Genomic DNA, 13,790 nt, shown 5'->3' on the forward strand with positions numbered 1-13,790 from the left:
CAGGATAGGAACCATGTCGTTCTCGCGCATCGCCATCGTCAACCGCGGCGAACCCGCCATGCGGCTGATCAACGCCGTCCGGGAGTGGAACGCGGAGTACCCCGAGCGTCCCCTTCGGACGATCGCGGTCCACACCGCCGTGGACCGTCGCTCGATGTACGTCCGGGAGGCCGACGAGGCCGTCCTGATCGGACCCGACGACCCGGACCACATGGGGGCGAGCCCCTACCTCGACTACGACGAGCTGGCGCGCGCCCTGAAGTCCTGCCGCGCCGAGGCCGTCTGGCCCGGGTGGGGCTTCGTCTCGGAGAAGGCGGACTTCGCCGAGCTGTGCCGTGACCTCGGCATCACGTTCGTCGGCCCCTCGCCCGAGGTGATGCGCAAGCTCGGGGACAAGATCGCTTCCAAGCAGCTGGCCGAGTCCGTCGGCGTGCCGATGGCGCCGTGGTCCGGCGGGCCGGTCGCGGACGTCGAGGCCGCGCGGAAGGCCGCGCAGTCGATCGGCTTCCCGCTGATGGTGAAGGCGACCGCGGGCGGCGGCGGGCGCGGCATCCGCTACGTCGCGACCCCCGACCAGCTCGACGATGCGTTCGAGCGGGCCGCGTCCGAGGCCGGCAGGACCGCGGGCGACGCGACCGTGTTCCTGGAGCGCGCCGTCGCGGGCGGGCGGCACGTCGAGGTGCAGGTCGTCGCGGACGCCACCGGTGACGCGTGGACGCTCGGCGTGCGCGACTGCTCGGTGCAGCGGCGGAACCAGAAGGTGATCGAGGAGTCGGCGTCGACGGCGTTGGACGCCGAGCAGGAGCAGCTGCTGCGCGAGTCGGCGGCGCAGCTGGCGCGGGAGGCCGGCTACGTCAACGCGGGCACCGTCGAGTTCCTCTACGAGCCCAAGGAACGGATGCTCTCGTTCCTCGAGGTGAACACGCGCCTGCAGGTGGAGCACCCGGTCACCGAGGCGTGCACCGGCGTGGACGTCGTGAAGCTGCAGCTGCACGTCGCGATGGGCGGGAAGCTCGCGGACGTCGCGGCGGAGGCCCCGCGCCCGTCCGGCTGGGCGATCGAGGCCCGGCTGACCGCCGAGGACCCGGAGCGCGAGTTCGCGCCCGCCCCGGGCCGGATCGAGCACCTCGCCCTGCCCAGCGGGCCCGGCATCCGGGTGGACACCGGCGTCGCCGCGGGCGACGTCATCCCGCCGCAGTTCGACTCGATGATCGCCAAGGTGATCGCCTGGGGCCGTGACCGCGACGAGGCCCGCGCCCGGCTGTCCCGCGCGCTGCGCCAGACCGCGGCCGTCGTCGACGGCGGCAGCACGAACAAGGCGTTCCTGCTCGACCTGCTGGACCGCCCGGAGCTGCGCTCCGGCGAGCTGGAGACGACCTGGCTCGACTCGATGATGGCCGCCGGCTACACGCCGCCGCGCCGCCTCGACGTCGCGCTGCTGGCGACGGCCGTCCAGTCGCACGACGGGCACGTCGCCCGCCAGCAGGAGCGGCTGTTCACCTCCGCCGAGCGCGGGCGCCCGGAGGTCACCTACGAGACCTGGCACCAGACCGACGTCACGGCGGCCGGTCAGTCCTACCGGCTGCGCGTCGCGCGCACCCGGTCCGGGCGCTACCGCGTGGATCTCGACGGCACGACCGTCGACGTCGACGTCGAGCGCTCCGGGCGGTTCGAGCGCAGGCTGACCGTGGCCGGCGAGAGCTACACGGTGCTGTCCGTGGCCCAGGAGTCCGACTTCCTGGTCGAGGTCGACGGCGCCGTGCACCGGATCTCCGGCGGGGAGGCCGGCATGGTCCGCGCGCCGGCCCCGGCGATGGTGGTCGCGATCCCGGTGCAGCCCGGCGACACCGTGTCCGAGGGCGACGTGGTCGCGATCGTCGAGTCGATGAAGCTGGAGACGTCGCTGCGCGCGCCGTTCGACGGCACCGTCGCCGAGCTGCTCGTCCCGGCGAACACCCAGGTCGAGGGCGGCACGAAGCTCGTCCGGCTGGAGCCGTCGGCCGAGGACGGCGCCGCGGTCGCCGGCGGCGACGAGCGCGCCGACCTGTCCGCGTTCGCCGGCACCGCGCCGGAGGGCGACGGCCGGGACGCCCGCGACACCGCCGTCGACGCGCTGTCCGCGCTGCGCTGGCAGGTGCTCGGGTTCGATGTGGACGAGCGCCAGGCGAAGCCGCTGCTGAAGAGGCTGTCCACCGCCCGGGACGAGCTGTCCGGTGAGGACCAGTCCGTCGTGGACGGCGAGATCGCCGTGCTGCGGATCTTCGCCGACCTGTGCCAGCTGTCGCGCAACCGTTCCGAGACCGACGACGAGACCGGCGAGACGGAGCGCAACCCGCAGGAGTACCTCTACGCCTACCTGCGCAGCCGCGACGCCGAGGCCGAGGGCCTTCCCGAGTCGTTCCGGTCCAAGCTGAACCGGGCGCTCGCCCACTACCGGGTCACCGACTCCTCGCCGGAGCACGAGCTGGGCCCCGCTCTGTACTGGATATTCCTGGCCCACCGCCGCGCGCCGGAGCAGGTGCCCGCCGTGCTGGACCTGCTGAACTGGCGGCTGCGGCACGCGTCCACGCTCGGCGATCTCACCGATGCGACGCGCGACGAGTACCGGCGCGCGCTGGACGACCTCGTCGTCGCGACCCAGCTGCGCTACCCGGTCGTCGGCGACGCCGCGCGGCAGGTCCGCTACCGCGGGTTCGACGCGCCGATCGTCGCCGCCGAGCGCCGCGAGGCGCTGGCCGAGGTGCGCGCCACGCTGGACGCGATCGCCGAGGACCCGGGATCGTCGGAGCGCGAGGCACGGATCGACAGGCTGATCGGCTCGTCGGAACCGATCCTGGGTGTGTTCGGCGCCCGGCACGACGCCGTGCTGCTGGAGGTCATGACCCGCCGCTACTACCGGGTCCGGCCGCTGGAGGACCTGGAGATCACCGAGTTCGCCGGGCACCCGCTGCTGCGCTCGCAGTACTCGCACCTGGGCAACGACCGCGTCGTGCTCGCGTCGGTGATCGACAACAACGACCCGCAGGGCGCCGTGGCGACCGCGGCCGAGCTGCGGCGCCAGATCGACGAGCTGCCGGAGGGCCGCACCGCGCTCCTCGACCTCTACGTCACGTCCACCCACGGCGACGACGGCGGCGACGAGGACGCCCGCGCGGAGCGGGTCCGGGCCGCCCTCGGGCGGGTGCCCGCCCACCTGCACCGGGTGGCCGTCGCCGTGCGCCCGAACCCGCGCGAGGTCGTCGACGACACGGCCGCCGAATCCCCGACCTGGTTCACGTTCCGGCCCGACGAGAACGGTGAGCTGGCCGAGGACCGCACGCTGCGCGGCATGCACCCGCTGGTCGCGGACCGTCTGCGGCTCTGGCGCTTCGAGAACTTCGACCTGGAGCGCCTGCCGTCGGCGACGGACACGCACCTGTTCCGCGCGACCGGCAAGAACGTCGCCGCGGACGACCGGCTGATCGCGATGGGCGACGTCCGCGAGCTCACCGTGCTGCGCGACGACGACGGCGCCGTCCGCTCGGTCCCGCAGCTCGAGCGCGAGCTGGACGCGTGCATGGACAGCCTGCGCACCGCGCGGGCCGGTGACCGCACGCTGGCGCGCCTGTCCTGGAACCGGATCCAGCTCTACATCTGGCGTCCCGTCGACATTCCGCTGTCCGAACTGGAGCCGGTCGTGCGCCGTCTCGCGCCGCGCACGGCGGGCCTCGGGCTGGAGCAGGTGCTCGTGGAGTTCAGGTCTTCCGAGCGCAGCGCGGGCGGAGCGAGCACCGGCGCCGACCAGGGTGGAGGGACCCGCACGCTCGTGCTGCGGATGTCCCGCCCGCCGGGTGCCGGGCTGTCCGTGCGGCTCACCGAGCCGCCGACCGCGCCGATGCGCGAGCTGGACGCCTACGACCAGAAGGTGCTCAAGGCCCGTCGTCGCGGCGCCGTCTACCCGTACGAGATCGTCCCGCTGCTCACCGCTCCGGTGGACGCGGGCTCCGGGCGCTGGGTCGAGTACGACCTCGACGAGGAGGGCCGGCCGGTGAAGGTCGACCGCGCGCCCGGCGGCAACGCGGCGAACTTCGTGCTCGGCACCGTCACCGTGCCGACCGAGCGGTACCCGGAGGGCATGACACGCGTCGTGCTGCTCGGGGACCCGACGCGGGCGCTCGGCGCGATCGCCGAGCCGGAGTGCCGCCGCGTGCTGGCCGCCATCGAGCTGGCCCGCAGGCTGGACGCGCCGATCGAGTGGTTCGCGGTCTCGGCCGGCGCGAAGATCGCCATGGACTCCGGCACCGAGAACATGGACTGGATCTCCCGGGTACTGCGCGGGATCATCGAGTTCACGCAGGCCGGCGGCGAGATGAACATCGTCGTGACCGGCATCAACGTCGGCGCCCAGCCGTACTGGAACGCCGAGGCGACGATGCTCATGCACACCAGGGGCATCCTGGTGATGACGCCGGACTCGGCGATGGTGCTGACCGGCAAGCAGTCGCTGGACTACTCCGGCGGTGTGTCCGCGGAGGACAACTTCGGCATCGGCGGCTACGACCGGATCATGGGCCCGAACGGGCAGGCCCAGTACTGGGCGCCGAACCTGTCCGGCGCGGTGAACGTGCTGCTGCAGCACTACGCGCACACCTGGACGGCACCCGGCGAGCGGTTCCCGCGCCCGGCGCCGACCACCGACCCGGACGACCGCGACATCACCTCCGCGCCGCACGAGGGGCCGAACACGGAGTTCACGCACCTCGGCGAGATCTTCGCGGCGGAGACGAACGGTGAGCGCAAGAAGCCGTTCGACATCCGGTCGGTCATGAAGGGCGTCGCCGACGCCGACCACCTCACGTCGGAGCGCTGGGCGGACATGTACGACGCGCAGTCGGTCGTCGCGCTCGACGCGCACCTGGGCGGCCAGCCGATCGCGATGGTCGGCATCGAGTCCCGCCCCCTTCCGCGCCGCGGCCAGGTGCCGGTGGACGGCCCGTCGCAGTTCACGGCGGGCACGCTGTTCCCGCTGTCCTCGCGCAAGTGCGCCAGGGCGATCAACGCGGCCAGCGGCAACCGCCCGCTGGTGGTGCTGGCGAACCTGTCCGGGTTCGACGGGTCACCGGAGTCGCTGCGCGGGCTGCAGCTGGAGTTCGGCGCGGAGATCGGGCGGGCGATCGTCAACTTCGACGGGCCGATCGTGTTCTGCGTGGTCAGCCGCTACCACGGGGGCGCGTTCGTGGTGTTCTCCGGAACGCTCAACGACAACATGGAGATCGCCGCCGTCACCGGCTCCTACGCGTCGGTGCTCGGCGGGGCGCCCGCCGCGGCCGTCGTGTTCGCCGGCGAGGTGAACGACCGCACGGCCAAGGACCCGCGGGTCACCGCGCTGGAGGCCCGGATCGCCGACGCCGTCGACGCCGGGAACCAGGCGGAGGCGTCGCGCCTGCGCGGCGAGCTCGCCGCCGTCCGGCCGGACGTCCGGTCGGAGAAGCTCGGCCAGGTGGCCGACGAGTTCGACACCAAGCACTCGATCGAGCGGGCCCAACAGGTCGGCTCGGTCCACCGGATCGTCACCCCGACGGAGCTGCGGCCCTACCTGGTCGACGCCGTCCGGCGAGGAATGCACAGGACTCTCGACAAGATCGGAGCACGGAGATGACAGCCATCACGGACCAGAACCCCGAGCAGCGGGTCGCCATCGTCACCGGGGGCGCCCGCGGCATCGGCGCCGGCATCACGACGGCACTGGCCAAGACCGGTGTGCACGTCGCGGTCGGTTACAGCTCGAACTCGCAGGCCGCCGAGGACCTGAAGGGCAAGCTGGAGGCCGAGGGCGCGTCGATCTCCGTGCACCAGGGCAACGTCGGTGAGCCCGACGACTGCGCGCGGGTCGTGAAGGAGGTCATGGACCTCACGGGGCGCGTCGACTACCTGATCAACAACGCCGGCATCACGGTCGACAAGACCGTCCGCAAGCTGACCGTCGACGACTGGCACGCGGTGCTGCGGATCAACCTGTCCGGCGCGTTCTACATGACCAAGAACGTGATCGACCACATGGTCGGCAACGAGTTCGGCCGGATCGTCAACATCAGCTCGGTGATCGGCCAGACGGGATCGGTCGGGCAGGCGAACTACGCGTCGTCGAAGGCGGGGCTGATCGGTTTCTCGAAGTCGCTGGCCCAGGAGGTCGCGGCCAAGGGCGTCACGGTGAACTGCGTGGCGCCGGGCTTCATCGAGACCGAGATGGTCGCCGCCGTGCCGGAGAAGGCGCTGGAGAAGATCGTCGCGAAGATCCCGATGAAGCGCCTCGGGCAGGCCGACGAGATCGCCCGCGCGGTCCAGTTCCTGGTGGACGACAAGGCCGGCTACATCACCGGGTCCGTGATCGCCGTGAACGGCGGCCTGGACATGGGCGCGTGAGCGACGCTCGCGGAGCGAACAGACGGCGCTAGCGCCGGCAGAGGCCCTTTGCGGCCAGCACGCGGGCGACGGCCGTGTCGTTCCCGGCACGGTCGATCGTCCCGTCGTCCAGCGCCTTCTGGGCGGCGTCGAGCAGCGGCGAGACCTGCGTGACGTTGGAGAACAGCGCGACGTCGGCGCCCGCGGAGAGCGCCTTCGTCGTGGACGCGGCCAGCCCGAAACGGTCGGTGATCGCCTTCATCGCGCCCAGGTCGTCCGTCATGACCAGGCCGTCGAACCGGTACTTCGTGCGCAGCAGCTGGTAGGTGGCCGGCTCCAGGGAGCTCGGCACGTCCGTCGTGAGGCCGGGGACGTCCAGGTGGCCGACCATCACGCCGGTCCGCCCGTCCAGCGGGTTCCCGGGCCCGACGAGCGACTCGTAGGGCTTGAGGTCGGTCTTCTCGAGCTCGGCCAGCGACGGGACGCTCACCTCGCCCTTGTGCGAGTCACCGCTGGAGCGCCCGTGTCCGGGGAAGTGCTTGAGCATCCCGTAGACGCCGCCCTGTTCCTGGCCCTCCGCCCAGGCCAGGGCGTACTTCGTGACGGTCGCCGGGTCGTCGGAGAACGAGCGGTCCCCGATCACGTCGTTCGACGGCTGGTCGGACACGTCCACGTCGGGCGCCAGGTTCCAGGTGATCCCGACGTCGCGGAGCTTCTGCGCGCGGTCCCTGGCCAGCTCGGTGACCTGCTCGGGCGTCTTCTTCGCCATCGCGCGGGCGCTCGGGAGGTCACCGACGAGGTCGTCGATCCGCTGGACGCGACCGCCCTCGTCGTCGACGCCGACGGCGACCGGCACGTCGGCGGCCTTCTGCACGTCGGCCAGATTGTCGTCACGCAGCAGCGCCGTGTCGTTGCCGCCGATGAAGATCCCGCCGACCTGCGAGTCCCGCACGATCGCCGCGGCACCGGCCGGGTCGGCCGCGTCCACGCCGACCATCAGGCGCTGCGCGAGCTTCTGCCGGTCGTCCATGCCGGAGACCATCCCGGTGCAGTCCGGCGGGCCGGCGGGCTGCTCGGGGGCGCCGCCGACGGCGGCCTGTGCCGGCGCGGGCGCCTGCGTGCTCGACGCGGTGGGCGTCGGGTTGTTGCCGGTCAGCACCACGCCACCGGCCGCGAGCGCCCCGCCGACGACGAGCGCGACGGCCAGGCCGATCGTCCGGTTCCCGCGGCGCTCGGACCGGATCACCGCGTGTCTGCGTGCGTGCATCGCGGGCCATTGTGACGGACGGACCCGTCACCCGGACCCGCGGGACGCGCGGACCTCCGCTCACCCGATGGCGGGAACCCGCTCGCCCTCGGGCGGAGGAGGCGGTGGTGTCCCGTCCCCGAACGGTCGCCCGCCGAGCTCCTCACGCCCGTGCGGGGTGAGCCAGACCGAGGTGTCCGGGCCCAGCGGGACGATCCCGCTCGGGTTCACCGACGTGTGCACGCCGTAGTAGTGCTGCTTGATCTGCTCGACGTCGATCGTGTCGCCGAAGCCGGGGGTCTGGAACAGGTCGCGGGCGTAGGCCCACAGCACCGGCATCTCGGTGAGCTTGTGGCGGTTGCACTTGAAGTGGCCGTGGTAGGCGGCGTCGAAGCGGGCGAGCGTCACCCACAGCCGGATGTCGGCCTCGGTGATCGTGTCGCCGACCAGGTAGCGCCGGGTCGCCAGGCGGTCGGACAGCTCGTCGAGCCGGGAGAACAGGGCGTGGAACGCCTTGTCGTAGGCGGCCTGGGTGCCGGCGAACCCGCACTTGTAGACGCCGTTGTTGACGTCGTGGAAGATCCCCTCGCTGACCGCTCCGATCTCGTCGAGGTGCTCGGCGGGCCACAGGTCCGGGGCGCCCTCACGGTGGTAGGCCGTCCACTGGGTCGCGAGGTCGTACTCCAGCTCCGCGTAGGCGTTCGTGGCGACCTTGCCGGACGCCACCTCGACCATCGCGGGCACCGTGACGCCCTTGTCGTAGCCGGGGACGGCCTTCTCGTAGGCCTCGCGCAGCCACTCGACACCCAGGACCGGGTCGACGTTGCCGGGGTCGAGGTGGAACCGCCAGCTGCGCTCGTCGTGCAGCGGGCCCGCGATCCCCATCGAGATCGCGTCCTCCAGCCCGAGCAGCCGCCGGACGATCACGATCCGGTTCGCCCACGGGCACGCCCGCGCCGCGACGAGCCGGTAGCGGCCCGGCTCCACCGGCCACGGCGACGAGCCGTCCGCCGTGATCCGTTCCGCCACGCCCAGCGCCTCGCGGACGAACTCCCCGCTCGCCTGATCGGTACCCATGGGCCCGAAGGTAGGCCCACCGGGCGGCGTCGGCGAGCCACGCGCGTGAACGTGGTCGAATCTCCGGCGTGACCGACTTCGATCGTGCGCTGCGCGACCTCGTCCGGCCCGGGATGCGCGTCGCGATCGCCGACGCGTGTGGCGCGCCCCGGGTGCTGGACGGCCCGCTGTCCCGGGCGGCGGCCGCGGTCGGCGGCGTCCGGCTCGTGCTGGGGTGGTTGCCCGCCGCCGCGCCGGATCTGGACGCGGCCGCGTTCGCCGACGTCCGGCTCGTCGTCGGCGGGCCGGGCGCGCGCCGCATGCTCGACGACGGCGCGGCCGTCACGGTCCCCGCCCGGCTGTCCGCGACGCCGTCGCTGATCACCGGTCCGCTGCGCCCTGACCTGCTGCTGGCCACCGTCGTGCGGGACGACGACGGCCTGCGCTTCGGTGCCGAGTCGTCCTGGATGCGCCGGGTGGTCGAGTCGGGTGTGCCGGTCGCGGCCGTCGAGTCCCGGTCCGCGCCGCACGCCGACGGAGGGCCGCCGCTGCCGGACGGCGCGGTGACCGTGCTCGGCGTCGTCGACGGCCCGGACGGCGCGCCCGCCGACATCCCGACCCCCGACCCGACGCCGGACGACGAGGCGATCGCGCACCGGGTCGCCGAGCTGGTGCCGGAGGGCGCGCGGATCCAGTTCGGCCCCGGCCGGCTGGCGTCCGCGCTGGTGTCCGCGCTGCGGGTGCCGGTGCACGTCGACTCCGGGCTGCTGGCCGACCCGGTCGTCGACCTGGACGAGCGCGGCCTGCTCCTCGGCACGGCGACGGCGACCGCGCTGCACGGCACCCGGCGGCTCTACGACTGGGCGGACGGCCGCGGCGTCGTGCGGCCGATCGGGTACACCCACGACCTCTCGCGGCTCACCGGCGGACCGGCCGACCCGCCGCTGGTGGCGATGAACGCCGCCCTGGAGATCGACGGCGACGGGCAGGTGAACGTCGAGGGGATCGGCGCGTCGGCCAACGGGATGATCGGCGGGCATCCCGACTTCTGCGCCGCGGCGGCGGCCGGGACCGGGTTCTCGGTGATCATGCTGCCGAGCACGCACCGGGGGAACCCGACACTGGTGGACCGGCTGAGCCGGCCGGCCACCACCCCGTCGCAGGACGTTCAGGTCGTCGTCACCGAGCGCGGCAGCGCGGATCTCCGGGGGCTCGGCCGTGCCGAGCGGCGCCGTGCGCTGGCTGCGCTCTGGGGCCACTGACGGTCCCGTCAGGTGGCCGCGTTGGTTCCGACGAGTGAACCTGCAGAAGTTCTGTGACCCATATCACAGTATTTATCCTCAGCGGTATGTCCGCCGAACGACGTGACGCCGCCCACATGACGCAGGACACGGCGTCAATGGTCTTCGTCGCGGACCAACGGCGCACGGCGCCTCGGAGACTGGGCTGTTCAGCGCCGCAGTAGGACCCCTCTCCGGTCGCCGCATCCGCGGGGTACGTGATCGATACCGACCGCCGGTCGGGCGGCGGAATCGGCCTCTCGGTTGCATATAGCACAACGATCAGTCCCCTCCAACCGCTGGCTTTCGACCCCACGAGGGACCCGGACCAGCCGTTACGGTCACTCCCGGCCCGCAGCGACCCGATCTTCGGAGGAGACGCGGATACATGACCGCCGTACACGAGCCCGACAGCGAGCTTCCCGAGCTCGGCAGGACCGCACAGGAGTTCGGCGACCAGCCGCTCGAGGTGCGCGAGTCCACCCACTACAAGCACGAGTACGTGCAGACGTTCGTCGACAAGTGGGACGAGCTCATCGACTGGCGGGGGCGCTACGAGAGCGAGGGCAAGTTCTTCGTCGAGCAGCTCCGCAACCGGGGCGTCGAGAGCGTCCTGGACGTCGCGACCGGAACCGGCTTCCACTCGGTTCGCCTGCTCGAGGAGGGCTTCGAGACCGTCGTCTCGGCCGACGGCAGCGCGGAGATGCTGGCGAAGGCGTTCGCCAACGGCATGAAGTTCGGCGGGCACATCCTGCGCGTCGTGCAGGCCGACTGGCGCTGGCTCAACCGCGACGTCCACGGCGAGTACGACGCGATCATCTGCCTCGGCAACTCGTTCACACACCTGTTCTCCGAGAAGGACCGTCGCAAGGCGCTCGCCGAGTTCTACGCGATGCTCAAGCACGACGGCGTCCTGATCCTGGACCAGCGCAACTACGACTCGATCCTGGACAACGGGTTCTCGTCGAAGCACCAGTACTACTACTGCGGTGACGACGTCGTGGCCGAGCCGGAGCACGTGGACGAGGGTCTCGCCCGCTTCCGCTACCAGTTCCCGGACGGCTCCGAGTACCACCTGAACATGTTCCCGCTGCGCAAGGACTACACGCGGCGGCTCATGCACGAGGTCGGCTTCCAGCACATCGACACCTACGGCGACTTCCAGTCGACCTACCGGGACGACGAGCCGGACTTCTTCGTGCACATCGCCGAGAAGGCGTACCGGGAGAACGAGGACGAGGACGAGGTGACCTCGTGACCGCCCAGCAGGCAGAGGCCACCGCCCGGGACTACTACGACTCCGAGGACGCGGACAACTTCTACTCCGTCGTCTGGGGCGGCGAGGACATCCACGTCGGCCTCTACGAGACCCCGGACGGCGAGATCGCCGAGGCCAGCCGCAGGACGGTCTCCCGGATGGCGGAGATCGCCGGCATCGGCAAGGGCACCGAGGTGCTCGACCTCGGTGCGGGCTACGGCGGCGCGGCCCGCCAGCTGGCCCGCAACCTCGGCGCGTCCGTGCACTGCCTGAACCTGTCCCCTGTGGAGAACGAGCGCAACGCCCGTCTCACGAAGGAGCAGGGGCTGGAGAACCTCGTCTCCGTCGCGACCGGCACGTTCGAGGACGTACCCGTCGGCGACGCGTCGGTGGACGTCGTGTGGTCGCAGGACGCGTTCCTGCACTCCGGCGACCGGGACAAGGTGCTCGACGAGATCGCCCGCGTGCTGCGCCCCGGCGGGCACGTCGTGTTCACCGACCCGATGGCGGGCGACGGCGTCGACCAGACGCAGATCCAGCCGATCCTGGACCGCATCCAGCTGTCCACGATGGCCACGCCCGGCTTCTACACGACGGGCCTCGAGGCCCGCGGCTTCACGTCGGTGACGTTCGAGGACCACGCCCACCAGCTGCCCACGCACTACGGGCGGGTCCGCCAGGAGCTCGTGAAGCGCGAGTCCGAGCTGGGCGGGCGGATCTCCGAGGAGTACATCACCAAGATGAAGGCGGGACTGCAGCACTGGGTCGACGGCGGCAACGCCGGCAACCTCACCTGGGGCATCTTCCACGCCGTCAAGAGCTGACACCGCTCCACCACGGCGCGCGGCCCGCCGGTCCACACGGACCGGCGGGCCGTCGTCGTGTCAGTCGTCGTCCTGGTCGTCGCCGTCCTGGTCGTCCCCGTCCCCGTCGTCCCCGCCCTGCTGTTGCTGCTGGTTCTGCTGCGGGGCCTGGTCACCGCCCGCCGGGCCGCAGGCCCCGGCCGTGCTGAGCACCAACGCGGTCCCGGCGAGAGCTGCGGCGAGTCCGCGAGTCAGAGTGTTACGTCCCATACGACCGATTCTGGCACGACCAGCCGGTCAGCCGAGGAACGTGCGGAGCTCGGCCAGCGTCTCCTGCGGGAACTCGTCGACGAGGAAGTGGCCCGCGTCCTCCAGCGCCCGGCCGGTGACCAGCGCCGGGTCCGCGGTGTACCGGCGCCACACGTCGAGCGGGCTCTGCTCGCCGCCGCCGACGACGCCCTTGCCGCCCCACAGCACGAGCAGCGGGCAGGCCACCCGCCGCCCGGCCGCGGCGGACTCGGCGTCGTGCTGCAGGTCGATCGACGCGCCGGCCCGGTAGTCCTCCAGCATCGCGTGCCGGGCCTCGGGTCGGGAGAAGTTCCGCTCGTACTCCGCGACCGCCTCCGGCGCGTGCGCGTCCATCCCGGACGATCCCCAGCCGCCGAGCAGCGCGTGCAGGTAGCCGATCGGGTCACCGGAGATCAGCTTCTCCGGCAGGTCGGCGGGCTGCAGGTAGAAGAACCAGTGGTAGTAGGCCTTCGCGATCCGGAAGTCCACATGGGAGTAGACCCAGTCGGTCGGGAGGATGTCCAGCACGGCGGCGCGCGTGACGGCGTCCGGGTGGTCGAGCGCCATCCGGTGCGTGACCCGGGCGCCGCGGTCGTGCCCGACGGCGGCGAACTCGTCGAACCCGAGCTCGCGCATGGCACCGACGGCGTCGGCGGCCATCGCCCGGAACGAGTACGCGGCGTGGTCGTCGCCGGACTCCGGGCGCCCGGAGTCACCGTAGCCGCGCAGGTCGGGGCAGACGACGGTGTGCGTGCGGGCGAGCTCCGGGGCGATCCGATGCCACAGCGCGTGCGTCTGCGGGTAGCCGTGCAGGAGCAGGAGCGGCGGGCCGTCGCCGCCGCGGACGCCGTGGACGCGGACGCCGTCGGGTCCTGGGGTCAGGTCGAACGCGGTGAAGTCGTCGAACACGGACCGGAGTCTGCCTCGGTCGGGCGGGGCCTGCCGGTCGTGTGGTGCTCGCCGGTCGCGAACACCCAGTGGCGCAGGACCAGGAACCGCGCGAGACCGCCCGCGACGCTGGCGACGGCGACGACGGCGGCCTCCAGCCCCGGCGTCGCACCAGGGTCGACGAGATGCAGCCCGAGGAGCACGACGGAGCTGTACCCGGCGTAGAACAACACCGTCCCGACGTCCTGGACCCACTCGCGCATGTGGTGCGCGTGCGCGCCGTCGAACGCGAACCGCCGGTTGGCCTCCGTGGACACGACCGTGGTCACGGTGAGCGCGACGAGGTTCGCCGGCACGGCGTCCAGGAACGGGCGCAGCAACAGGAACAGGCCCGCGTTGAGCGCCGTGCTGCTGCCGCCGATCACGGCGTAGCGGGCGAGCTGGACGATCATCGGGCGTGCGTGGGTCGACCACACGGGACCAATCCTGGCACGCACCGCCAGAATCGGCGCCGGGAAGCGCACAGCGTCACACCGGGCCGACGGGTCGGCGGACCGGAACCCCGGCCCGAGTGCCTCCATCGGTGCGAG

The 13,790-nt window shown here is 72.2% G+C and carries 10 protein-coding genes; 5 read left to right on the forward strand and 5 right to left on the reverse strand.

What is annotated here, in order from left to right; genetic code table 11:
- Positions 1 to 13: 13 nt before the first annotated feature.
- Positions 14 to 5,638 (forward strand): ATP-binding protein, encoded by a 5,625-nt coding sequence (locus tag EV378_RS09375; RefSeq protein ID WP_132422697.1) that lies wholly within the window; start codon positions 14 to 16, stop codon positions 5,636 to 5,638.
- Complete coding sequence (gene phbB, locus EV378_RS09380) at positions 5,635 to 6,402, forward strand: acetoacetyl-CoA reductase (protein WP_132422700.1); 768 nt, start codon at positions 5,635 to 5,637, stop codon at positions 6,400 to 6,402. Before EV378_RS09375 ends, phbB begins: the two co-directional genes overlap by 4 nt.
- A gap of 28 nt (positions 6,403 to 6,430) precedes the next feature.
- Here phbB and EV378_RS09385 read toward each other — a convergent pair whose 3' ends face one another.
- Entirely contained in the window at positions 6,431 to 7,648 is a 1,218-nt protein-coding gene (locus EV378_RS09385) for a glycoside hydrolase family 3 N-terminal domain-containing protein (RefSeq protein ID WP_132422703.1), read from the reverse strand.
- A 60-nt stretch (positions 7,649 to 7,708) separates the two neighbouring features.
- A complete protein-coding gene (locus EV378_RS09390) occupies positions 7,709 to 8,704 on the reverse strand; it encodes a glutathione S-transferase family protein (RefSeq protein ID WP_132422706.1) in 996 nt (331 codons plus the stop codon).
- A 68-nt stretch (positions 8,705 to 8,772) separates the two neighbouring features.
- Here EV378_RS09390 and EV378_RS09395 point away from each other — a divergent pair, with 68 nt between their 5' ends.
- The 3 genes from EV378_RS09395 (at position 8,773) to EV378_RS09405 (ending at position 12,045) form a co-directional block, all read left to right on the forward strand.
- Positions 8,773 to 9,945: an acetyl-CoA hydrolase/transferase C-terminal domain-containing protein gene (locus EV378_RS09395; RefSeq protein ID WP_207908623.1), complete on the forward strand. Its 1,173-nt coding sequence runs from the start codon at positions 8,773 to 8,775 to the stop codon at positions 9,943 to 9,945.
- Positions 9,946 to 10,351: 406 nt separating this feature from the next.
- Entirely contained in the window at positions 10,352 to 11,221 is an 870-nt protein-coding gene (locus tag EV378_RS09400; RefSeq protein ID WP_132422708.1) for a glycine/sarcosine N-methyltransferase, read from the forward strand.
- The gene (locus tag EV378_RS09405; RefSeq protein ID WP_132422711.1) at positions 11,218 to 12,045 is read left to right on the forward strand and encodes a methyltransferase domain-containing protein; all 828 of its coding nucleotides are present in this window, start codon (positions 11,218 to 11,220) and stop codon (positions 12,043 to 12,045) included. Before EV378_RS09400 ends, EV378_RS09405 begins: the two co-directional genes overlap by 4 nt.
- 60 nt (positions 12,046 to 12,105) lie before the next feature.
- On the opposite strand, the gene EV378_RS09410 is transcribed toward EV378_RS09405, so the two are convergent.
- From EV378_RS09410 to EV378_RS09420, 3 genes are read right to left on the reverse strand one after another with little or no spacing between them, the layout of a single operon-like run.
- Complete coding sequence (locus EV378_RS09410; RefSeq protein WP_132422713.1) at positions 12,106 to 12,294, reverse strand: DNA primase; 189 nt, start codon at positions 12,292 to 12,294, stop codon at positions 12,106 to 12,108.
- Between the two features lie 27 nt (positions 12,295 to 12,321).
- The gene (locus EV378_RS09415) at positions 12,322 to 13,221 is read right to left on the reverse strand and encodes an alpha/beta fold hydrolase (RefSeq protein ID WP_132422716.1); all 900 of its coding nucleotides are present in this window, start codon (positions 13,219 to 13,221) and stop codon (positions 12,322 to 12,324) included.
- Positions 13,191 to 13,676 carry a GtrA family protein gene (locus tag EV378_RS09420; RefSeq protein ID WP_165922209.1) on the reverse strand — a complete coding sequence of 162 codons (486 nt, stop codon included), beginning with the start codon at positions 13,674 to 13,676 and terminating at the stop codon, positions 13,191 to 13,193. The genes EV378_RS09415 and EV378_RS09420 overlap by 31 nt, the downstream gene beginning before the upstream one ends.
- Between the last annotated feature and the right edge of the window lie 114 nt (positions 13,677 to 13,790).

It is taken from the genome of Pseudonocardia endophytica, from assembly GCF_004339565.1.
Lineage (GTDB): Bacteria > Actinomycetota > Actinomycetes > Mycobacteriales > Pseudonocardiaceae > Pseudonocardia > Pseudonocardia endophytica.

What these genes read in the sequence shown, in the direction of transcription:
- EV378_RS09375 (WP_132422697.1), top strand. Translation starts at nt 14, where the DNA reads ATGTCGTTCTCGCGCATCGCCATCGTCAACCGCGGCGAACCCGCCATG.
- phbB (WP_132422700.1), top strand. Translation starts at nt 5,635, where the DNA reads ATGACAGCCATCACGGACCAGAACCCCGAGCAGCGGGTCGCCATCGTC.
- EV378_RS09385 (WP_132422703.1), bottom strand. Translation starts at nt 7,648, where the DNA reads ATGCACGCACGCAGACACGCGGTGATCCGGTCCGAGCGCCGCGGGAAC.
- EV378_RS09390 (WP_132422706.1), bottom strand. Translation starts at nt 8,704, where the DNA reads ATGGGTACCGATCAGGCGAGCGGGGAGTTCGTCCGCGAGGCGCTGGGC.
- EV378_RS09400 (WP_132422708.1), top strand. Translation starts at nt 10,352, where the DNA reads ATGACCGCCGTACACGAGCCCGACAGCGAGCTTCCCGAGCTCGGCAGG.
- EV378_RS09410 (WP_132422713.1), bottom strand. Translation starts at nt 12,294, where the DNA reads ATGGGACGTAACACTCTGACTCGCGGACTCGCCGCAGCTCTCGCCGGG.